Annotated in this window: 19 protein-coding genes and 1 tRNA gene; 3 read left to right on the top strand and 17 right to left on the bottom strand. The window is 72.4% G+C overall.

Going from position 1 to position 20,299, the window contains the following annotated elements; all coding sequences use genetic code 11:
• Nucleotides 1–40: 40 nt before the first annotated feature.
• The 13 genes from ACZ6KO_RS17470 to ACZ6KO_RS17410 form a co-directional block, all read right to left on the bottom strand.
• A complete protein-coding gene (locus ACZ6KO_RS17470) occupies nucleotides 41–673 on the bottom strand; it encodes an arsenate reductase/protein-tyrosine-phosphatase family protein (RefSeq protein ID WP_469304812.1) in 633 nt (210 codons plus the stop codon).
• Entirely contained in the window at nucleotides 670–1,317 is a 648-nt protein-coding gene (locus tag ACZ6KO_RS17465; protein WP_401454143.1) for an L-threonylcarbamoyladenylate synthase, read from the bottom strand. The genes ACZ6KO_RS17470 and ACZ6KO_RS17465 overlap by 4 nt, the downstream gene beginning before the upstream one ends.
• 49 nt (nucleotides 1,318–1,366) lie before the next feature.
• Complete coding sequence (gene prmC, locus ACZ6KO_RS17460; RefSeq protein WP_469304811.1) at nucleotides 1,367–2,212, bottom strand: peptide chain release factor N(5)-glutamine methyltransferase; 846 nt, start codon at nucleotides 2,210–2,212, stop codon at nucleotides 1,367–1,369.
• Between the two features lie 78 nt (nucleotides 2,213–2,290).
• Nucleotides 2,291–3,370, bottom strand: coding sequence for a peptide chain release factor 1 (gene prfA / locus ACZ6KO_RS17455; RefSeq protein ID WP_469304810.1), 1,080 nt, complete (start codon nucleotides 3,368–3,370; stop codon nucleotides 2,291–2,293).
• A 122-nt stretch (nucleotides 3,371–3,492) separates the two neighbouring features.
• Nucleotides 3,493–3,711 (bottom strand): 50S ribosomal protein L31, encoded by a 219-nt coding sequence (gene rpmE, locus ACZ6KO_RS17450; protein WP_046909139.1) that lies wholly within the window; start codon nucleotides 3,709–3,711, stop codon nucleotides 3,493–3,495.
• Nucleotides 3,712–3,898: 187 nt separating this feature from the next.
• Complete coding sequence (locus tag ACZ6KO_RS17445) at nucleotides 3,899–4,993, bottom strand: LCP family protein (protein WP_469304809.1); 1,095 nt, start codon at nucleotides 4,991–4,993, stop codon at nucleotides 3,899–3,901.
• Nucleotides 4,994–5,235: 242 nt separating this feature from the next.
• A complete protein-coding gene (rho, locus tag ACZ6KO_RS17440) occupies nucleotides 5,236–7,317 on the bottom strand; it encodes a transcription termination factor Rho (protein WP_469304808.1) in 2,082 nt (693 codons plus the stop codon).
• A 414-nt stretch (nucleotides 7,318–7,731) separates the two neighbouring features.
• Nucleotides 7,732–8,658, bottom strand: coding sequence for a homoserine kinase (thrB, locus tag ACZ6KO_RS17435; RefSeq protein ID WP_469304807.1), 927 nt, complete (start codon nucleotides 8,656–8,658; stop codon nucleotides 7,732–7,734).
• 282 nt (nucleotides 8,659–8,940) lie between these two features.
• Nucleotides 8,941–10,011, bottom strand: coding sequence for a threonine synthase (thrC, locus tag ACZ6KO_RS17430; protein ID WP_469304806.1), 1,071 nt, complete (start codon nucleotides 10,009–10,011; stop codon nucleotides 8,941–8,943).
• A gap of 7 nt (nucleotides 10,012–10,018) precedes the next feature.
• Nucleotides 10,019–11,308, bottom strand: coding sequence for a homoserine dehydrogenase (locus ACZ6KO_RS17425; protein WP_469304805.1), 1,290 nt, complete (start codon nucleotides 11,306–11,308; stop codon nucleotides 10,019–10,021).
• Nucleotides 11,309–11,437: 129 nt separating this feature from the next.
• Nucleotides 11,438–12,829 carry a diaminopimelate decarboxylase gene (gene lysA / locus ACZ6KO_RS17420; RefSeq protein ID WP_469304804.1) on the bottom strand — a complete coding sequence of 464 codons (1,392 nt, stop codon included), beginning with the start codon at nucleotides 12,827–12,829 and terminating at the stop codon, nucleotides 11,438–11,440.
• An 18-nt stretch (nucleotides 12,830–12,847) separates the two neighbouring features.
• Nucleotides 12,848–13,840, bottom strand: a complete 993-nt coding sequence (nrtL, locus tag ACZ6KO_RS17415) for an ArgS-related anticodon-binding protein NrtL (protein WP_469304803.1) — start codon at nucleotides 13,838–13,840, stop codon at nucleotides 12,848–12,850.
• Between the two features lie 9 nt (nucleotides 13,841–13,849).
• Nucleotides 13,850–14,326: a response regulator gene (locus tag ACZ6KO_RS17410; protein ID WP_469305005.1), complete on the bottom strand. Its 477-nt coding sequence runs from the start codon at nucleotides 14,324–14,326 to the stop codon at nucleotides 13,850–13,852.
• Nucleotides 14,327–14,433: 107 nt separating this feature from the next.
• On the opposite strand from ACZ6KO_RS17410, the gene ACZ6KO_RS17405 reads away from it, so the two are divergent.
• Nucleotides 14,434–14,505 (top strand) — tRNA-Arg (locus tag ACZ6KO_RS17405).
• Between the two features lie 140 nt (nucleotides 14,506–14,645).
• On the opposite strand, the gene ACZ6KO_RS17400 is transcribed toward ACZ6KO_RS17405, so the two are convergent.
• Nucleotides 14,646–15,185, bottom strand: a complete 540-nt coding sequence (locus ACZ6KO_RS17400) for a hypothetical protein (RefSeq protein WP_469304802.1) — start codon at nucleotides 15,183–15,185, stop codon at nucleotides 14,646–14,648.
• 194 nt (nucleotides 15,186–15,379) lie between these two features.
• Nucleotides 15,380–16,669: a phosphoribosyltransferase family protein gene (locus tag ACZ6KO_RS17395; RefSeq protein WP_469304801.1), complete on the bottom strand. Its 1,290-nt coding sequence runs from the start codon at nucleotides 16,667–16,669 to the stop codon at nucleotides 15,380–15,382.
• Between the two features lie 274 nt (nucleotides 16,670–16,943).
• On the opposite strand from ACZ6KO_RS17395, the gene ACZ6KO_RS17390 reads away from it, so the two are divergent.
• On the top strand, nucleotides 16,944–17,930 hold the full coding sequence (locus ACZ6KO_RS17390) for an XdhC family protein (protein WP_469304800.1): 987 nt from the start codon (nucleotides 16,944–16,946) through the stop codon (nucleotides 17,928–17,930).
• A 109-nt stretch (nucleotides 17,931–18,039) separates the two neighbouring features.
• Complete coding sequence (locus ACZ6KO_RS17385; protein ID WP_469304799.1) at nucleotides 18,040–18,402, top strand: DUF6479 family protein; 363 nt, start codon at nucleotides 18,040–18,042, stop codon at nucleotides 18,400–18,402.
• A gap of 108 nt (nucleotides 18,403–18,510) precedes the next feature.
• On the opposite strand, the gene ACZ6KO_RS17380 is transcribed toward ACZ6KO_RS17385, so the two are convergent.
• Both ACZ6KO_RS17380 and ligD read right to left on the bottom strand, forming a co-directional pair.
• Nucleotides 18,511–19,413, bottom strand: a complete 903-nt coding sequence (locus ACZ6KO_RS17380; RefSeq protein WP_469304798.1) for an ATP-dependent DNA ligase — start codon at nucleotides 19,411–19,413, stop codon at nucleotides 18,511–18,513.
• Complete coding sequence (gene ligD / locus ACZ6KO_RS17375) at nucleotides 19,410–20,294, bottom strand: non-homologous end-joining DNA ligase (RefSeq protein WP_469304797.1); 885 nt, start codon at nucleotides 20,292–20,294, stop codon at nucleotides 19,410–19,412. The genes ACZ6KO_RS17380 and ligD overlap by 4 nt, the downstream gene beginning before the upstream one ends.
• Nucleotides 20,295–20,299: the final 5 nt, after the last annotated feature.

The raw sequence follows: 20,299 nt of genomic DNA, 5'->3' as shown, positions 1-20,299 counted from the left end.
CGTCGGACGGGGCGGATCCGGACGGGGCCCCTGACACCCGTCAGCGCGGGGCCGTGACGCCCGTCAGGGCCGTGACCACCGGGTCCAGGGCCTGGTTGATCTCGTCGCCGATCGAGCGGAAGAACGTGATCGGGGCGCCGTACGGGTCGTAGACCTCGTCGGCGTCGGCGTTCGGCGCCAGCAGCCAGCCGCGCAGGGCGGCCGCGGCGCGGACCAGGGCCCGCGCGCGTTCGGCCATGCCGTCGTCCAGGGGCGGCAGGGTGGCCGGATCTATGGCGCGCACCAGCCGCGTGAACTCCTTCAGCGTGAAGGTCCGCAGACCCGCCGAGTGGCCCATCGAGATGACCTGGGCGCGGTGGTCACGGGTGGCCGTCAGGACCAGGTCGGCCCGGATGACGTGCTCGTCCAGCAGCTCGCGGCCGGTGAAGCCGGAGGCGTCCGCGCCGAAGTCCGCCAGGACGGCCGCGGCGTTCGCCTCCATCGGAGCGCCCTCGTGGCCCCAGGTGCCCGCGCTCTCCACGATCAGGTCGCTGGTGGTCGCACCGCCCAGCCGGTGGCTCAGGGCATGCCGCGTCAGCCGCTCGGTGATCGGCGAGCGGCACACGTTGCCGGTGCTGACGTGGAGGATGCGGAAGGCGTCTCCCCCAGCTATGCCACGCCCCTGAGGGCTCACGGGGCCACCTCGAGGTCGGGTACGACCTCCCGCAGCTGTGCGGCGGACAGCGCTCCCTCACGCAGCAGGACCGGAACCTTGCCCGTGACGTCGACGATCGACGACGGCTGGATGCCGGGCGTCGGCCCGCCGTCCAGGTAGACGGAGACGGAGTCGCCGAGCATCTCGCGGGCCGCGTCGCAGTCCTCCGGGGCCGGCTGCCCCGTCAGGTTCGCCGAGGACACCGCCATCGGGCCGACCTCGGTCAGCAGCTCGATCGCCACGGGGTGCAGCGGCATGCGGACGGCCACCGTGCCGCCGGTGTCGCCGAGGTCCCACGCCAGCGACGGCTGGTGCTTGGCGACCAGCGTCAGCGCGCCCGGCCAGAACGCGTCGACGAGTTCCCAGGCCTGCTCGGAGAAGTCGGTGACCAGGCCGTGCAGGGTGTTCGGGGAGCCGATGAGGACCGGGGTGGGCATCCCGCGGCCGCGGCCCTTGGCGGCGAGGAGGTCGTGGACGGCCTCCGGGCTGAAGGCGTCCGCGCCGATCCCGTACAGCGTGTCCGTCGGCAGGACGACGAGCTCGCCGCGGCGCACGGCCGATGCCGCTTCACGCAGACCCGTCGTGCGGTCCGTCGCGTCGTTGCAGTCGTATCGCCGGGCCATCAGCGGTTCTCCTCGTGCAGCAGGGGGGTGGCGGGCAGGGGCGCGCGGGTCACGGCATGGCCTTGCGGGCGGTCGCGAAGCGCGGGCGGTTGTTGAGGTCCGGGTGGTCGGCCGCGTCGGCCCAGCCCCGCTCCTCCGCGAAGATCCAGGGCACCTGGCCGCCCTGGGTGTCGGCGTGCTCGATGACGACGATGCCGCCGGGCCGCAGCAGCCGGTGGGCGGTGCGCTCGATGCCGCGGATGGTGTCCAGGCCGTCCTCGCCGGAGAACAGCGCCATCTCGGGGTCGTGGTCGCGGGCCTCCGGAGCGACGTACTCCCACTCGGTGAGCGGGATGTACGGCGGGTTGGAGATGACCAGGTCGACCTGGCCGTCCAGCTCCGGCAGGGCGCTGAGCGCGTCGCCCTGGTGGACGGTGACGCGCGAGCCCTCGGCGTTCTTGCGCGTCCAGCGCAGGGCGTCCTCGGAGAGCTCCACCGCGTGCACGCGGCTGCGCGGCACCTCCTGGGCCATCGCCAGGGCGATCGCGCCGGATCCGGTGCACAGGTCCACGATCAGCGGCTCGACCACGTCCATGGCCCGTACGGCCTGTATGGCCCAGTCCACGACCGACTCGGTCTCGGGACGGGGCACGAAGACGCCGGGGCCGACCTGGAGCTCCAGGTAGCGGAAGAAGGCCCGCCCGGTGATGTGCTGGAGCGGCTCGCGGGCCTCGCGGCGGGCGACGGCCTCCCAGTAGCGGGCGTCGAAGTCCGCGTCCTTGACGTGGTGCAGTTCCCCCCGCTTGACGCCGTGCACGAAGGCCGCGAGCTCCTCCGCGTCGAAGCGCGGTGAGGGCACGCCGGCGGCGGCCAGCCGCTGGGTGGCCTGGGCCACCTCGGCAAGCAGCAAGTTCACGCTGGTCCTCCGGGCTGCTGTCGTACGGGGGTGGTGCGGGGGTCACGGCCGTACGGGATCGTACGGCCGTGCCGGGTCCTACTGGGCGGCCGCCAGCTTGGCGGCGGAGTCCGCGTCGACGCACGCCTGGATCACGGGGTCGAGCTCACCGTCGAGCACCTGGTCCAGGTTGTACGCCTTGAAGCCGACCCGGTGGTCCGAGATCCGGTTCTCCGGGAAGTTGTACGTACGGATCTTCTCGGACCGGTCCACGGTGCGCACCTGGCTGCGGCGGGCGTCGGCGGCCTCCTGCTCGGCGGCTTCCTGGGCGGCCGCGAGCAGTCGCGAACGAAGGATACGCATGGCCTGCTCCTTGTTCTGGAGCTGGCTCTTCTCGTTCTGGCAGGACGCGACCACACCGGTGGGCAGGTGAGTGATGCGGACGGCCGAGTCGGTGGTGTTGACGGACTGGCCGCCGGGGCCCGAGGAACGGTAGACGTCGATGCGCAGGTCGTTGGCGTTGATCTCGACCTCGACCTCCTCGGCCTCGGGGGTGACGAGCACGCCCGCGGCGGAGGTGTGGATGCGGCCCTGCGACTCGGTGGCCGGCACGCGCTGGACGCGGTGCACGCCGCCCTCGTACTTCAGCCGGGCCCAGACGCCCTGGCCGGGCTCGGTGGCGCCGTTGCCGCCCTTGGTGCGGACGGAGACCTGGACGTCCTTGTAGCCGCCGAGCTCGGACTCGGTGGAGTCGATGATCTCGGTCTTCCAGCCCACGCGCTCGGCGTAGCGCAGGTACATGCGCAGCAGGTCGCCGGCGAACAGGGCGGACTCGTCGCCGCCCGCGCCCGCCTTGATCTCCAGGAGCACGTCCTTGTCGTCGCTGGGGTCGCGGGGGACCAGCAGCAGGCGCAGCTTCTCGGTGAGCTCCTCGCGGTGCGCGGTGAGCTCCTTGACCTCGGCCGCGAAGTCGGGGTCGTCGGCGGCGAACTCCTTCGCCGTCTCGATGTCGTCGGCCGACTGCTTCCACGCCCGGAAGGTCGCGATGATCGGGGTCAGCTCCGCGTAGCGCTTGTTGAGCTTGCGCGCGTTGGCCTGGTCGGAGTGGACCGAAGGGTCGGCGAGCTTCTTCTCGAGGTCGGCGTGTTCGCCGACCAGTTCCTCGACCGCCTCGAACATCGGGGGCTCCTGGGGTGAAAAGTGGGTGCGGGCTTGCTGGCGTGGCTGCGGGACGACAAAGGCGCCGGTCCCGCCGCCCCCGGATGGACAGGGGGCGGCCGGTGACCGGCGCCAGGGTCGCGCTACTTCTTGGCCGCGGCCTTGCCGAAGCGGGCCTCGAAGCGGGCCACGCGGCCACCGGTGTCGAGGATCTTCTGCTTGCCCGTGTAGAACGGGTGGCACTCGGAGCAGACCTCGGCACGGATGGTGCCCTCGGTCAGGGTGCTACGGGTGGTGAACGACGCGCCACAGGTGCAGCTGACCTGGGTCTCGACGTACTCGGGGTGGATCTCGCGCTTCAAGGTGTCTCCTAGTTTCGGGAGGGCGCCGGGTCGCAGGACGCGGAATTGCTCCATGCGTGAACCGGGGCCGACGTACCAGTCTGCCAGGACCGGGCCGCCTTACAAAATTCCGGGACGCCCCTGTCAACCGGGCGGTGCCGGCATCTATTCCGCGATCTTCCGGGCGCCGACGGGGGGCCGTGGCCGGCTACTGCACCAGGCCGCCGGTGCTGCCCTTGTCACCTGCGGAGTTCTCGGTGGCGGCGGGCGGGATCGGCTGGTCCTTGAGGAGCGCGTCCCACACCAGGGCCCCCTCCTTGGCGAGGGGGGCGACGCGGTCGCGGTCGATCCGGTCGGGGCCCACCGGCAGCGTGATCATGTGCATGTTGGAGGAGTCGATGCCCTTGAGGCCCGCGGCGAAGCTCATCAGCGACTTCACGTCGCCGAGCTTGCTGTCGGTGGTGATCGCCTTGGTGGAGGTGTCGGCGAGGTCGAGCAGCCGCTTGGGGTCGTCGAAGACCCCGATGCTCTTGACCTGCTTGATCAGCGCCTTGATGAAGGCCTGCTGGACCTGTATTCGGCCCAGGTCGCTGCCGTCGCCGATGGTCTTGCGGGTGCGGACCAGGCCCAGGGACTGCTCGCCGTTCAGTGTGTGGCTGCCCGCCGGGAGGTCGAGGTGGCTGCCGTAGTCCTTGATCGGCTTGGTGGTGGTCACCCGGACGCCGCCGAGCTTGTCGATGATGCGCTTGAAGCCCGTGAAGTCGACCTCGATGTAGTGGTCCATGCGGATCCCCGACATCTTCTCGACGGTCTTGACCGCGCAGGCGGCACCGCCGATGGTGAACGACTCGTTGAACATCTGGCGCGTGCCGCCGGCGTTCGTCTTGCCGTTCGCCATGGTGCAGGCGGGGCGGGTGACGAGGGTGTCCCGGGGTATGGAGACGATGCTCGCCGCCTTGTGGCCCTCGTAGACGTGGACGACCATCGCGGTGTCGGAGCGGGCCGAGCCGCCGTCGTCCGTGCCGTACTCGGCGTTCGCGCCGTCGCGGGAGTCGGAGCCGAGGACCAGGATGTCCAGGGAACCGTTGTCGAGGTTCTGCGGGCGGTCCTTGCCGAGGGCGGCGTCGATGTCGACGCTCTTGAGGTTGCCGTTCAGCTTCACGTAGAAGTAGCCGAGGCCCGCTCCGCCCAGGACCACCACCCCCGCCGCCGTCCACGCGACCACGCGCAGCGCCCGGCGCCGGGGCGGTTTGCGGCGGTGGCCCGCGGCGCGGCGGCCACGGCCCGTGCTGTCCTCGCTCATGCTCTCCTCAATCCCCGTCCCTGGTTCCCAGCCGACGGCCCATGGCCCCCGTTCGTCTCTCAGACAGACGGCGCAACCCCGGCAAAGGTTCCGTTGTGGCTTTGTGACCTTCGCCGGCGGGCGCGGCGCGGCCGGCGCACACCCCCGTAACGCGGAGACCGCCCCCGCCGCGGCTGCGGTGGGGGCGGTCTCCGTACGACGAGCCGTACGGGCCTACGGTCGTACGGCGCCGAGGCGGACGGTCAGTCGTTGTTGACGGCCGACGGGGTCGTCTTGGCGATCTGCATCAGGAACTCGGCGTTCGACTTCGTCTGCTTCATCTTGTCGAGCAGCAGCTCGATGGCCTGCTGCGAGTCGAGCGCGTGCAGCACCCGGCGCAGCTTCCAGACGATGCTGAGCTCCTCGCTGTTGAGGAGGATCTCCTCCTTGCGGGTGCCCGACGGGTCGACGTCGACGGCCGGGAAGATGCGCTTGTCGGCGAGCTTCCGGTCGAGCTTGAGCTCCATGTTGCCGGTGCCCTTGAACTCCTCGAAGATCACCTCGTCCATGCGCGAGCCGGTCTCGACGAGCGCGGTGGCCAGGATGGTCAGCGAGCCGCCGTCCTCGATGTTGCGCGCGGCACCGAAGAAGCGCTTCGGCGGGTACAGCGCGGTCGAGTCGACACCACCGGACAGGATGCGGCCGGAGGCGGGCGCCGCGAGGTTGTACGCGCGGCCCAGACGGGTGATGGAGTCCAGCAGGACGACCACGTCGTGACCCAGCTCGACGAGGCGCTTGGCGCGCTCGATGGCCAGCTCGGCGACGGTGGTGTGGTCCTCGGCCGGGCGGTCGAAGGTCGAGGAGATGACCTCGCCCTTCACCGACCGCTGCATGTCGGTGACCTCTTCCGGACGCTCGTCGACCAGGACGACCATCAGGTGGCACTCGGGGTTGTTGGTGGTGATCGCGTTGGCGATCGCCTGCATGATCATGGTCTTGCCGGTCTTCGGCGGGGCCACGATCAGGCCTCGCTGGCCCTTGCCGATCGGCGACACGAGGTCGATGATGCGGGTGGTCAGCACGCCCGGGTCGGTCTCCAGACGGAGCCGGTCCTGCGGGTAGAGCGGGGTGAGCTTGTTGAACTCCGGGCGGCCGCGGCCCGATTCGGGCGCCATGCCGTTGACGGAGTCCAGGCGCACCAGGGCGTTGAACTTCTCGCGGCGCTCGCCGTCCTTGGGCTGGCGCACGGCACCGGTGACGTGGTCACCCTTGCGCAGGCCGCTCTTGCGGACCTGGGCGAGGGAGACGTACACGTCGTTCGGGCCGGGCAGGTAGCCGGAGGTCCGGATGAACGCGTAGTTGTCGAGGATGTCGAGGATGCCCGCGACGGGGATCAGCACGTCGTCGTCGGCGACCTGCGGCTCCGCCGGGCCGAACTCCTCGCGCCCGCGACGCCCGCGGCGGTCGCGGTAGCGGCCGCGCCGGCCGCGACGGCCGGCCTCGTCGTCGAAGTCGTCCTGCGGACCGTTGTCACGCTGCTGCTGCCCCTGGCCCTGACCGCGGCCGCCGCCCTGCTGCTGGCGGTCCTGACGGTCCTGGCGGCCCTGGCGGTCGCCGCCCTGGCCGGCCTGGCCGCCCTGGGCCTGGTCGTCGCCCTTGCGGTCGCGGCGGTCGCGCTGGCGGTCCCCGCGCTCGCCCCGCTCACCGCGGTCGCGGCGGTCGCGGCGGGTACGGCCCTCGCCGGTCTCCGCGGGGGCGGAAACGGCGGTGGCGGCCTCGGCCTTGGCCTCGGGCTGGGCCACGACGGCGGCCTCGGTCTTGGGCTCGACGACCGTGGTGGCCGCGGTGGCGGCCGACTCCGGGCTGCCGACGGGCGCGGTGGCGCGCCGGCGGCGGCGCTCGCCGGCCGGGGCCTCGTCCGCCCCGCGCTCGGCCTCGCCGGCGCGGGAGGCGCCACCGGCCGGCTGGCCGGGGATGTCGATCTGCTGCTGGGCGACGGCGGCCGGCTTCTCGGCGGCGGGCGCCTCGGCGGTCTCGCCCGTACGGGCCTTGCTGGTGGCGCGTCGCTTCGGCTTGGCCTCGGCGGTGGCGGCGGAGTCCGCGGCCTTGGGGGCGCTGCCGCCACCGGCCTGCGCCTCCTTGATGACCTCGATCAGCTGGCTCTTGCGCATCCGCGCGGTGCCCCTGATACCGAGGCCGGACGCGACCTGCTGCAGCTCGGCGAGAACCATGCCCTCGAGGCCGGTGCCGGAGCGGCGGCGCTTGGGTGCGGCGGCGCCCGCAGCGGGGGCGCTGGTGTCGACAGAGGTGTCGGCAACGCCCATCAGATCGGTGGTGTCGCTCACGAAGGGTCCTTCCCTGGAGCGGACGTCGGCCTGTCTGGCTCGGCGACCGGTTGTGCTGTCCGACCTCGGTCCTAGGTGTGGACCGTGCCGGGGCGGTGGTCCGCCGGATATGTGCAATACGGCGGAAAAATACGTGCATGGGTTCCGGCGCGAAGCCCCCAGCTCAAGAAGCGTGGGAATGTGACACGCCGATTCCGGAGCGTGCTCGAAACTGCCTGGCAGCGATCAAAGCAGTTGGGGAGGCTCCCGGAAGAAGGGTGGTCCCTGATGGGGACACTGAGCATCAAGCCCTTGCGGCTTCTGATGCGTACTTGAGGTTAACACTACCGGATCCAACAGACATTCCCCCTCTCACTCACCGGCAATCGCGCGCTTCCGCGCGGGCGGCCTGCCCGGCCGCCCGTCCCGGACGGCTCAGCCGCCCTGGGTTCCCAGCGGAAGCACGCTGGCGCCCACGGCGTCGAGTGCGAGCCGGTTGGCCGCCCATCCCTCGCCCGCGAGCTGCGCGACCTTGTCGGCCGCACCGTTGTCGACCAGCGCGAGGACCGTGGGTCCCGCGCCGGAGATGACCGCGGGCACTCCGTCCGCCCGCAGTCGGTTCACAAGCGCCACGCTCTCGGGCATCGCCGGCGAGCGGTACTCCTGGTGCAGCCGGTCCTCGGTGGCGGGCAGCAGCAGCTCCGGGCGCCTGGTCAGGGCCTCCACGAGCAGGGCCGCGCGGCCCGCGTTGACGGCCGCGTCCACGTGCGGGACCGTACGCGGCAGCAGGCCGCGCGCGGTCTCGGTGAGCACGGGCCGCGAGGGGACGAAGACCACCGGAACGATGGAATCCGCGGGCTCCATCCGGATCGCCTTGGCACTGCCGCCGTCCATCCAGGCGAGCGTGAACCCGCCGAGGAGACAGGCGGCGACGTTGTCGGGGTGTCCCTCGATCTCGGTGGCCAGCTCCAGCAGCGCGGCGTCGTCGAGCTTGGCCTCGCCGCCTATGGTCACGGCGCGGGCGGCCACGATGCCGGCGCAGATCGCGGCCGACGAGGAACCCAGGCCACGGCCGTGCGGGATCCGGTTGGCGCAGACGACCTCCAGGCCGCGCGGCTGTCCGCCCAGCAGGTCGAAGGCGGTGCGCATGGAACGTACGAGGAGGTGGCTCTCGTCGCGCGGCAGGGTGTCGGCGCCCTCGCCCGCGATGTCGATGTTCAGGCCGGAATCGGCCACCCGGACGACCACGTCGTCGTAGAGCCCCAGGGCCAGGCCCAGGGCGTCGAAGCCCGGGCCGAGGTTGGCACTGCTGGCGGGGACGCGCACCCGTACGGCGGCGGCGCGGAACGCTGGACCGGCCATCGCTCGATGACACTCCTTGTGACTGTGCGAGATCTTCGCTGCGAGATCTTTCGCTGTGAATGTACTGGAGAACGCAGGACACCCGAAGGCCCACGGGGCAGCACCGCGTCATGCTGCGCGGTGGTGGGTGTAAGTACAGCGTATCGAAGGAAGGTTCTGTCGCGACATAGGGCGCACAGGAGGCGCACGATGCGTGTCGCGGGGCCCGCACCCGCTTTTGTCGTCGTACGGGCCGAGTTGCCGGGTTCCGGAGGCGTCCGGAACCCGGCGGCGGTTACGTCGTCACACCAGGCCGAGGCGGACGGCGGCGGCCTCGGCGTCCACCGGAACGGTGACCGGCTGCGGAGCGCCGGCGATCGCCCAGTCGGGGTCCTTCAGGCCGTTGCCGGTGACGGTGCATACGATCTTCTGGCCGGGGTCGACCAGGCCGAGCTCGGCGGCCTTGAGCAGACCGGCGACGGAGGCGGCCGAGGCGGGCTCGACGAAGACGCCCTCCTGGGAGGCCAACAGGCGGTAGGCGGCCAGGATCTGACGGTCCGTCACCTCGTCGATGAAGCCGCCCGACTCGTCCCGGGCCGCGAGCGCGTAGTCCCAGGAGGCCGGGTTGCCGATCCGGATCGCGGTGGCGATGGTGTGCGGCTCCTTGACGACCTCGCCGCGCACGATGGGCGCGGAGCCGGAGGCCTGGAAACCCCAGACGCGGGGGGTGCGGGAGGCCAGGCCGTCGGCCTTGTACTCCTTGAACCCCCTCCAGTACGCGGTGATGTTGCCCGCGTTGCCGACCGGGAGCACGTGGATGTCCGGCGCGTCGCCGAGCGCGTCGACGATCTCGAACGCGGCCGTCTTCTGGCCCTCGATACGGACCGGGTTCACCGAATTGACCAGCGCCACCGGGTAGTTGTCGGAGAGCGCGCGGGCCAGGTTCAGGCAGTCGTCGAAGTTGCCGTCCACCTGGAGGATCTTGGCGCCGTGCACGAGGGCCTGGCCCATCTTGCCCAGCGCGATCTTGCCCTGCGGGACCAGCACGGCGGAGACCATGCCGGCGCGCACCGCGTAGGCGGCGGCGGAGGCGGAGGTGTTGCCGGTGGAGGCGCAGATGACCGCCTTGGCGCCCTCCTCCTTGGCCTTGGTGATCGCCATGGTCATGCCGCGGTCCTTGAAGGAACCGGTGGGGTTCGCGCCCTCGACCTTGAGGTGCACCTCGCAGCCCGTGCGCTCGGACAGGACCTGCGCCGGCACGAGCGGCGTACCGCCCTCGCGGAGCGTGACCACGGGGGTCGTGTCCGTGACCGGAAGCCGGTCCCGGTACTCCTCGATGATGCCGCGCCACTGGTGGGTGCGATTCGTGGTCATGGGTCCTTTACTCCCCTTCAACACGCATGATGCTGGCGACACCGCGGACGGTGTCGAGCTTCCGCAGGGCCTCGACGGTGCCGGAGAGGGCGGCGTCGGGGGCGCGGTGGGTGACGACGACGAGGGAGGCCTCGCCATCCTTGCCCTGCTGCCGGACGGTGTCGATGGACACCCCGTGCTCCGCGAACGTGGTCGCGACCTGGGCGAGGACACCCGGCTTGTCCGCCACATCGAGGCTGATGTGGTAGCGGGTGACGACGTCGCCCATGGGGCTGACCGGCAGCTGGGTGTACGCCGACTCGCCGGGCCCCGTTGCCTCGGCGAGCTTGTTGCGGCAGACGGCGACGAGGTCGCCGAGGACCGCGGAGGCGGTCGGCGAGCCGCCCGCGCCCGGGCCGTAGAACATGAGCCGCCCGGCGGCCTCCGCCTCGACGAAGACGGCGTTGTACGCCTCGCGGACCGATGCCAGCGGGTGGCTGAGCGGGATCATCGCGGGGTGCACGCGGGCGGTGACGGACTGGCCGTCGGCGGCCCGCTCCAGGATGGCCAGGAGCTTGATGGTGCAGCCCATGCGCTTGGCGGAGGCGAAGTCGGCGGCGCTGACCTCGGTCATGCCCTCGCGGTAGACGTCGTCGAGGCGGACCCGGGTGTGGAAGGCGATGCCGGCCAGGATCGCGGCCTTGGCGGCGGCGTCGTAGCCCTCGACGTCGGCGGTGGGGTCGGCCTCGGCGTACCCCAGGGCGGTGGCCTCGTCGAGCGCCTCCTGGTAGCCGGCGCCGGTGGAGTCCATCTTGTCGAGGATGAAGTTCGTCGTGCCGTTGACGATGCCCATCACCCGGTTGATCTTGTCGCCGGCGAGGGACTCGCGCAGCGGGCGGACCAGCGGGATGGCGCCGGCCACGGCGGCCTCGTAGTAGAGGTCCAGGCCGTGCTGCTCGGCCGCGGCGTGCAGCGCGGCGCCGTCCTGGGCGAGCAGCGCCTTGTTGGCCGAGACGACGGAGACGCCGTGTTCGAAGGCGGTGGTGATGAGGGTGCGGGCGGGCTCGATGCCGCCGATCACCTCGATGGCGACGTCGATGTCACCGCGTTTGAGCAGGGCGGTCGCGTCGGTGGTGACCAGGGCGGGGTCGATGCCCTCGCGGACCTTGGAGGGCCGCCGGACGGCGACGCCCGCCAGTTCGACGGGCGCCCCGATCCTGGCTGTGAGGTCGTCGGCGTGCGTCGTCATGATGCGCGCCACCTCTGAGCCGACCACTCCACAGCCCAGCAGCGCCACCTTCAGAGGACGCGAACGCATCATTCGACCTAAGCCTTTCGATCTTACGAATCAGCCCCGGGCCGCGGAATTGCGGTCCGGGTGTGAACCAGTCTCACTCACTGGACACCAGTTTCCACCCTCGGTCCATGGAGTGAGACAGCAATTTCATCATCCGAGGTCGAGTCGCAGGAGATCTTCCTCCGTCTCGCGCCGGACGACGACACGGGCCGCACCGTCGCGCACGGCGACGACGGGCGGGCGCAGCGCGTGGTTGTAGTTACTGGCCATGGAGCGGCAGTACGCGCCGGTGGCCGGTACGGCGATCAGGTCACCGGGAGCGATGTCCGCGGGCAGGAATGCGTCGCGTACGACAATGTCACCGCTCTCGCAGTGCTTGCCGACGACGCGGGAAAGCATCGGTTCGGCGTCGGAACGGCGCGAAACGAGCGCGACGCTGTATTCGGCGTCGTAGAGCGCGGTGCGGATGTTGTCCGACATGCCGCCGTCGACGCTGACGTACGTCCGCAGGCCCTCCAGCGGCTTGACGGTGCCGACCTCGTAGAGGGTGAAGGCGGTGGGGCCGACGATGGCGCGGCCGGGCTCGACGGAGATGCGCGGCGCCCGCAGCCCGGCGCTCTCGCACTCGCGGGCGACGATCTCGGTGAGCGCCTTGGCGATCTCGTGGGGCTCGCGGGGGTCGTCCTCGGAGGTGTAGGCGATGCCGAGGCCGCCGCCGAGGTCGATCTCGGGGAGCTCGACGCCGTGCTCGTCGCGTACGGCGGCCAGCAGCTGCACGACGCGCTTGGCGGAGACCTCGAAGCCGGCCATGTCGAAGATCTGCGAGCCGATGTGGGAGTGGATGCCGATCAGTTCGAGGCTGTCGTGGCCGAGCGCGCGGCGTACGGCCTCGGCGGCGACGCCGCCCGCGACGGCGATGCCGAACTTCTGGTCCTCGTGGGCGGTGGCGATGAACTCGTGGGTGTGGGCCTCGACGCCGACGGTGACGCGGATCTGGACGCGCTGGCGGACCCCGAGCTCGGCGGCGATGTGCGCGACGCGGACGATCTCCTCGAAGGAGTCGAGGACGATACGGCCCACGCCGGCCTCGACGGCGCGGCGGATCTCGGCGCCGGACTTGTTGTTCCCGTGGAACGCGATGCGGTCGGCGGGCATCTCGGCGGCGAGGGCCGTGGTCAGTTCCCCGCCGGAACACACGTCGAGGTTGAGTCCCTCCTCCTTCAGCCAGCGCACGACGGCCTTGGAGAGGAACGCCTTTCCGGCGTAGAAGACGTCGGCGTCCTTCCCGAAGGCGGTCGCCCAGGCCCGGCAGCGCTGCCGGAAGTCCTCTTCGTCGAGCAGATAGGCGGGGGTCCCGAATTCCTCGGCGAGCCGCGTGACCTCGATCCCGCCGACGCTGACCACGCCGTCGTCGCCGCGCCGGACGGTGCGCGCCCAGACCTTCTCGTCGAGGAGGTTGAGGTCGGCGGGCGGCGGCGAGTAGTGGCCCTCGGGGAGATCGGCGGCGTGACGGGGCCCGGCGGGGTGTGCGGAACGACTCATGACATCTCTCTAACTGGTTCAGAGGTACTCGGGTGCGCCGATACCAAGCAGGGCCAGGCCGCCGGCCAGCACCGTCCCGGCGGCTTCGGCAAGGGCCAGCCGGGCGCGGTGGGCGGCCGAGGGTTTCTCGTCGCCGAGCGGCAGCACGTGGTGCTGGAAGTCGAGGAGCGCGTCGGCGACGAGGACGAGGTGGCGGGCGAGCTGCTCGGGGGCCCGGTGGTGGGCGGCGGCCTCCAGGACGAGCGGGTACTCCCCGAGCAGCCGCAGCAGCTCGCGGGAACCCGAGGACGCGGGCACCTCCCCGCACTCGACATCGACATCGACGCCGAGCAGCGGCCCGTTCCGCAGGAGCGCACGGGCCCGGGCATGGGCGTACCGCACCCGGAAGAGATCATTGCTCTCGTCCTGGAGCAGCAGTCGCGCCGACAGGACGGGCGTCTCCCTGGCGGGCACGGTGAGCATCCCCCACCGCGCACCGTCCGCCCCGAACCGCGCGAAGACGTCCCCGTCACCCCGCGCCACGGGGGCGATGGTCAGCGGTCCGTACCCGTCCGCATCCCCCTGACCCCCCTGGGACCGCACGAGCCGCACCACGGCCTCGCGCACGACGCGCGAGCGCGGCTCGACACCCTCGTCCCACTGGAAAGGCTCCACGGGAACAGCCCCGTACCCATACCCATACCGGAGCCCTTGCTCCAGCACGTTCCGTACGAGGTCCCCGCATCCGCCGCTCACGAGCACGAAGTTGAGGAACCCGGCGCCGGTGATCTCCACGGCCCGGATCCCGGGCTCCGCGCCGAGCCGCCGGGCCAGCACCCGCGCCACGTCGGCGGGCGCGCGGTCGCCCCCCTTGGCGAGCTGGAACGCGACGGGGCTGGCGTACTCCCCCACCCCGCCGGGCCGGCTCCGCTCCACGACGACGCGCGCGGGCACCTCGGCGACCAGCTCCCCGTCCTCGACGGCGCGGCGCACGGCGCGCACGACGGTGCGGGAGAGATCGGCGGGGGTCACGGGACCAGCCTAGGGGAGAAGGTCCCCCCGAACGCGAACCGGTTTCGCCATGTGAACACCGCCCTTGCGCTCCATGAGCCGCCGGACGAGCCGGACGAGCTCGGCGGGCTCGAAGGGCTTGGCGAGGAACGCGTCGACGCCGGCCGCGATCCCGGTCTCCACCTCGTGCTGCGTACAGGCGCTGACGATGGCCACGGGCAGATGCCGGGTCCGCGGATCCGACCGCAGCCGCTCGGCGGTCCCGAACCCGTCCAGGCGCGGCATGACCACATCAAGGGTGATCACGTCGGGGTTCACGTGGTGAACGATGTCCAGGCACTCGGCACCATCGTTCGCGGTCACGACCTCGAAGCCCTCCAGCTCGAGATTGACCCTGATCAGTTGCCGGATGACCTTGTTGTCGTCGACAACAAGCACCCGGCCCGAGGCGCCTGGCACAACTCGAGAGTAGGTCCGCCGCGGCCCCCGCGTCCGGGTTTTTGCCACTTCCACCCCCTCCGGGCGACCCACTCCCTCCTTCCCCCACAAACCGGTTCCTGATCACCCCGTGGAAGCTGGTAGTGTTCAACCCGTCGCCGCACAGCGAACGACACGCCCCCGTAGCTCAGGGGATAGAGCAACGGCCTCCGGAGCCGTGTGCGCAGGTTCGAATCCTGCCGGGGGCACTTCGCAGGAAGTGCCACAAGACCCCGCCATCAGCGAGTTCGCTGAGACGGGGTCTTCGCGTTTGTGCGGCCACGAGCGGCCTGGAGCTCGCCACAACTGCCCTGCTCGGCCAGGAAAACGCGAAGGTGCAACCCCGTGGTCAGGCCGGTGGCTTCGCAATGGCCGCGTCGCTGCCGGCCCAGATGTAGATGCGCGTGACGCCGGGCCGGAACTCGTGCGCGTGGATCTTCGCGCACAGGCGGAGCGCGGCGCTTTCCGGCGTCTGCACCTCACGCGGGCAGACACTGGTGCTGCGCAGACCATCGACAAGGGTCTCGGGCTCGGGGAGGCCGAGGTGGGTGAAGCCGTCGCTGCGGTCCGCCTCCGCGGTCGTCACGGTGAAGGCGAGCAGCGCGGCGTCGTACTGCACGTTGGTGTGGAGCCCGGCACGCCGGTCGGTGGCCGTTTCCGGTACCCGCAGGCCCAACATGCCCGCCGTCCACTCGGGCGTGGCGTTCTCCTCCCAACAGCACGCCCGCCTCTCCTGTTCGGCAGGCTCCCGCAACTTGTACATGCCCCACAGGACCGCGCCGAGGGCACCGAGAACGCACAGGCCCGAGAAGACCCAGGCGCCGATGGCGAGGCGCCGCTGCCAGGGCTTCCGTCTCCCGGCACCGGCCGGAGCCGCCGGCCCGTTCATCGGTCGACATCCCCTCCGCCGTCGCGGGCATGGCGCCCCGGGTCACTGCGTTCGCCTGCGTGCCCGGGCTCGTCTGGAGCCGACAGCGCCTTGCCCTCGTCCCAGTTGTACCGGTCCCAGACGTCGACCCGGTAGTCGGGCCCGGCCACCGGCTTGCCGTCGGCGCCTGCCAAAGCCGGGGGGCCGGAGCGGAGTTAGCGCGGGACGTGGGTCAGGAACCATGACGTCGTCAGGATGGCCACCTCCGTGAGGGCGCCCGGTTCTTCGAAGAGGTGGGTGGCGCCCGGGATCACCGCCAGGTGGTTCTCGCAGCGCAGGGCCTGCTGGGCGTCGCGGTTGAGGGCGAGGACCGTCGTGTCGGCGCCGCCGACGATCAGCAGGGTCGGGGCGCGGACCGACGCGAGGTGGGGGCCCGCGAGGTCGGGGCGTCCGCCGCGGGAGACGACGGCCATGAGGTCCGCGGCGGGGGCCGCGGCGGCCTGCAGCGCCGCCGCCGCGCCCGTGCTCGCGCCGAAGTAGCCGAGGGGTGCGGAGGTGCGGGCACGCAGCCAGTCCGTGGCCCGGGTCAGGCGTTCGGCCAGGGTGTCGATGGCGAAGACGTTCGCCCGGTCCGTCTCCTCGGCCGGGGTGAGCAGGTCGAAGAGCAGGGTGCCCAGGCCCGCCTGGTTCAGGGCGGCGGCCACCGAGCGGTTGCGGGGGCTGAGGCGGCTGCTGCCGGAGCCGTGGGCGAACACCACGACCGCCGGCGGGGTCGGGGGGAGGGTGAGGGTTCCGGCCAGGTGGAGGGGGCCCGGCTCGGTCTCGATCTCGATCTCGACTTCTTCGGGGTCCGGGTCGGGGTCGGGTGGGGCTTGGGCCGCCTCGGTCAGGAGGGCGATCACCTCCTCGTCCGAGGTCTGGGAGAAGTCCTCGTAGAACTGGCCGACCGCCGAGAACGCCCGCGGGGTGTCCAGGCACACCACCTCGTCCGCCGCCGCGCCGACCCGGGCGACCGCGTCCGGCGGGGCCACGGGGGCGGCCATCACCACCCGGCTCGCGCCCTGCGCCCGTACGACGGCGCAGGCGGCCGCCGCCGTCGCGCCCGTCGCGATGCCGTCGTCGACCACGATCGCCGTGCGGCCGCGCAGCTCCCGTCGCGGCCGGCCCTCGCGGAAGCGCCGGGCCTGCCGTACGAGCTCCGCCTCCTCCTCGCGCTCGACGGCCCGCAGGTCCTCCTCCCGCAGCCGGCCGCGCCGGACGATGTCGTCGCTGATCACGCGTACGCCGCCCTCCCCGATCGCGCCGAAGGCCAGCTCACGCTGGTACGGGACCCCCAGCTTGCGCACGACGATCACGTCGAGGGGCGCGCCCAGCGCCCGCGCCACGTGGAACGCCACCGGGACCCCGCCCCGGGGCAGCCCCAGGACCACGGGGTTCTGGGACGCGTACGCCCGCAGCGCCACGGCGAGTCGCTGTCCCGCGTCGTCGCGGTCGGTGAAGAACACGGTGGCCCACCTCCCGCCCCGCCCACGTCCCCCCTTCCACCTCCGACGCAACCCCATGGGGGTGCGGCCCGCAACTCGGAGCGGACGGCGGGCGACGGCTGTGGGCGGTCCGTACGAGGCGGTGCCGGCGGCCTCGGTGTTTCGTGGGCTGGGCGCCGAGGTTGCGGGTCCCTAGGGTTGAGGCAGCCCGCGCGGCGCCGCGCCTCCTTCCGGTGCGGCCCCACGGGTCCGATCCGGATGAGCGCGACGAACACGACGAGGACGGGGCTGCGGGATGCGTGAACTGGCACGGACGGCGCGGAGCTGGATCGCCGAGGGCCGTACGGGGTTCCTGGCACGGCCGGTGACGGAGCAGGGCTTCGGGCCGCGGGACCCTTCCGGCGCGGTACTGGTGGATCCGCGCGGGGAGTGCGTCGGGGCGCTGTACCGGGGGGTGTTCGACGCCGAGCTGGCCGCCGAGGCGGCCGCGTTCCCGGCCGGGGCCACCGCGCGGGTGTGCGAGGTGTCGGTGGGCGCCGCCGAGGCCGGGCAGGCCCGGCTGACCTGCGGCGGTCAGGCCGAGGTGCTGCTGCAGCCGCTGACGTCGGTACCCGCCGAGTGGTGGGACCTGCTGGCGGACGGGGCCGGGGTGGCGCTGGTGACCCGCCTCAGCGCGGACGCCGACCAGGCGGTCAGTCACGTCGTCCGCGCCGTCGGTACCCCGGGGTCGGACGCCGAGCGGCGGGCGGCGGAGATCCTGGCGACACACCGGGTGGGGCGCGACGCGCTGTACGGCGACGCCGGGCTGGTCCTGGTCGAGGCGTACCCGTCCGCGCCGTACCTGGTGATCGGCGGTGGCGGGGAGCTGGCGCGGATCATCGCGCGGCAGGCGGAGCTGCTGGAGTGGGACGCGGTGGTGGTGGAGAGCGGGGCGGCGGCCGCGAAGCTGCTGCGGGACCGGCGCGACGCCGCCTGCCTGGTGATGCTGAGCCACGAGCCCGACTTCGACGTGCCGACCCTGCGGACCGCCCTGGCCGAGGGGGTCGCCTACGTCGGGGCGCTCGGCTCGCGCCGCACCCAGGCCCGCCGCCGCGAGGGTCTGCTGGCGGCCGGTGCGACGGAGGCCGAGCTGCGGGCGATCCACGGGCCCATCGGCCTGGACCTGGGCGCCCGGACGCCGCCGGAGACGGCCCTGGCCATCTGCGCGGAGATCCTGAGCGTCCTCGGCACCCGCGACACGGCCAAGGCGCTGCGGGACACGGACGGTCCGCTCAGCAGCTGAGGCGGATGTGGACAGCGGCTACTTAAGGAGGATGCGGGTAGTTTTGCGGTTTTTCGGGTTTTTTTCCGGTTTCGTGCATGGGGTGATCCGGTCCGGGTAGACGGCGGCCATGAACACGACCCTGAGCGATATCGCGTGGTTCGCGCTCGTCGGCATCGCCGTGGCCGGATTCCTGCTCGGCATGTTCGTCCTGGGCAGGAGGGTCCGCGACAAGGAGCCGCCGCCACCGACCGCCGAGAGCCAGCCGCACCTGCCCGCCGGCGGGGCGGTCCACGAGGTCAGCGAGGAACGCGACCCGGTCGAGATTCCCAAGGGGGGCCTGCGTCCGCACGAGATGCAGGGGTACGGCAACTTCGGTTCCACCACGTCCGCCCATCCCGAGGACGTGCGCGAGGCGCGGGATCCCGGGCACGGGTATCCCCGCAACCGCCAGCAGCAACCGTCTTCGGGCGGGACCGTACGACACGCCTGACGTCCCCGGCGGCCCGCCGCGCGGCGGGTCCGGGAGCCCACCGCTCCCCGACCTCCCCGCACGGCGGGCCGCCCCGTGCCTGCGCGCATCCGGGGCGGACGTCCGGCGTCACGCGTCCGGCGTGACGTCCGTCCGGACGCGCAGCACCTCCGGTGGCGGGTGCCGGCCGGCGGTGGCGCGCACTTCCGCCGACAGCGGCGGGTCCACCAGGTGGTACGGCACCTTGCCCCGCCCGATCGCCGTGGCCACCCCCGTGGCACCCGGCGACGGCAGGCGGGCCGCCAGGACGCGCGTCAGCGCGACCCGGGCCGGGGGCGAGAGGGGGCTGGAGACCGCCGGAGGCTCGTCCTCCGCGCCCGGCAGCACCAGCACCAGCGCCAGCGGGCGGCGCGGGGTCCCGGTGAAGCCGACGACCGCCGCGTCGCGTACGTCGGTGTGGCGCAGCTTCTGCCAGACCCGCCGGCCGGCCGGGTAGGACTGGTCCAGCCGTTTGATCACCAGCCCCTCGATGCCGCTGGTCGGCAGGGTCTCGTACCAGGTGGCCGCCAGTTCCGGGTCGGTGGTCATGGGCACCGGCTGCAGCGGCGGCCCCAGCGGCAGGAGCAGGTCGACCAGGAGCGCGCGGCGGCGTTCGTACGGGCGGGCGCGCAGGTCGAGCCCGGCGAGCTCCAGCACGTCGAAGGCGGCGTACGAGGCGGGCAGGCGCGCGGCCAGGACGGTGGCCCGGGCCGGGGTGGCCGCCGCGCGGCGCTGGACGAGGGCGAAGTCGGTACGGCCGGCGTGCCAGACCACCACCTCGCCGTCGAGCGTGGTGCCCGGCGGCAGCTGCCGGGCCGCGGCCGCGAGGTCGGGGAACGCGGCCGTGACGACGCGGCCCGACCGGGCCTGGAGGACCACGCCGGCGTCCGAGCGCACGACGACCATCCGGTGGCCGTCGAACTTGGGCTCGTACGCCAGTCCGTCCCCCACCGGCAGGGCGCGGACCGTCCGGGCGAGGGCGACGCTGATCACGGCAGCCTCCCGGCGTGTCCGGGGTCGGCCAGTGGGGCGAACAGGTCGCCGTCCCGGGCGAGCCGGGTGACGACCTCGTCGGCGAGGAAGGCCAGGTCCGCCGGGGCCCGGCAGGCCTCGACCTCCGCCCAGGCGACGGGGGCGGACACCAGGGGGCGGGCGCGGGCGCGCAGCGTGTAGGGGGCGGCGGTGGTCTTGGCGGCGGCGTTCTGGCTGTGGTCGACGAAGACCTTGCCCGGGCGCAGGGCCTTCGCCATGCGGTGCACGACCAGGTCCGGCAGCTCGCGCTCCGCCTCCTGGGCGAGCCGCTTGGCGTACGCCGACACCTCGCCGGAGGGGGTGGGTTCCAGGGGGACGGACAGGTGCAGGCCCTTGGACCCGGAGGTCTTCGCGTACGCCCGCAGCCCGTCGGCGGCCAGCCGCTCGCGCAGCCAGCGGGCGGCGGCGCAGCACTCGACGACGGTGGCGGGGGCGCCGGGGTCGAGGTCGAGGACGAGACGGTCGGCGATCGCGGGGCGGCCGGCCCGCCACTGCGGGACGTGGAACTCGACGACGAGGTTCGCCGCCCACATCAGGGCGGGCAGGTCGCCGACGACGACCTGACGGGCCCCGGGGTCCTCCGAGCGGGGCACGGGGGTGGTGCTCACCCAGGCGGGTGCGCCGGGCGGCGGATTCTTCGTGAAGAACAGCTGCCCGCCGGGGCCGTCGGGATAGCGCAGGAACGACATCGGCCGGTCGGCGATGTGCGGGAGCAGGGCGTCCGCGACGGTGGCGTAGTAGTGCAGCACCTCGCCCTTGGTGAAGCCGGTCTCCGGGTAGATGACCTTGTCCAGGTTGCTGAGCGCGATGCGACGCCCCTCCACGAGTGTGATCGGCGTCATACGAT

It is taken from the genome of Streptomyces sp. NPDC042102 (genome assembly GCF_055582305.1).
Note: the sequence above shows the minus strand (reverse complement) of the source record. Positions and strands in the feature narration are given on the sequence as shown.

Bases quoted from the DNA above. Each gene is read 5' to 3' on its own strand.
- ACZ6KO_RS17465 (WP_401454143.1), bottom strand. From the start codon at position 1,317: ATGGCCCGGCGATACGACTGCAACGACGCGACGGACCGCACGACGGGT.
- prfA (WP_469304810.1), bottom strand. From the start codon at position 3,370: ATGTTCGAGGCGGTCGAGGAACTGGTCGGCGAACACGCCGACCTCGAG.
- ACZ6KO_RS17445 (WP_469304809.1), bottom strand. From the start codon at position 4,993: ATGAGCGAGGACAGCACGGGCCGTGGCCGCCGCGCCGCGGGCCACCGC.
- thrB (WP_469304807.1), bottom strand. From the start codon at position 8,658: ATGGCCGGTCCAGCGTTCCGCGCCGCCGCCGTACGGGTGCGCGTCCCC.
- thrC (WP_469304806.1), bottom strand. From the start codon at position 10,011: ATGACCACGAATCGCACCCACCAGTGGCGCGGCATCATCGAGGAGTAC.
- ACZ6KO_RS17425 (WP_469304805.1), bottom strand. From the start codon at position 11,308: ATGCGTTCGCGTCCTCTGAAGGTGGCGCTGCTGGGCTGTGGAGTGGTC.
- lysA (WP_469304804.1), bottom strand. From the start codon at position 12,829: ATGAGTCGTTCCGCACACCCCGCCGGGCCCCGTCACGCCGCCGATCTC.
- ACZ6KO_RS17400 (WP_469304802.1), bottom strand. From the start codon at position 15,185: ATGAACGGGCCGGCGGCTCCGGCCGGTGCCGGGAGACGGAAGCCCTGG.
- ACZ6KO_RS17390 (WP_469304800.1), top strand. From the start codon at position 16,944: ATGCGTGAACTGGCACGGACGGCGCGGAGCTGGATCGCCGAGGGCCGT.
- ACZ6KO_RS17385 (WP_469304799.1), top strand. From the start codon at position 18,040: ATGAACACGACCCTGAGCGATATCGCGTGGTTCGCGCTCGTCGGCATC.
- ligD (WP_469304797.1), bottom strand. From the start codon at position 20,294: ATGACGCCGATCACACTCGTGGAGGGGCGTCGCATCGCGCTCAGCAAC.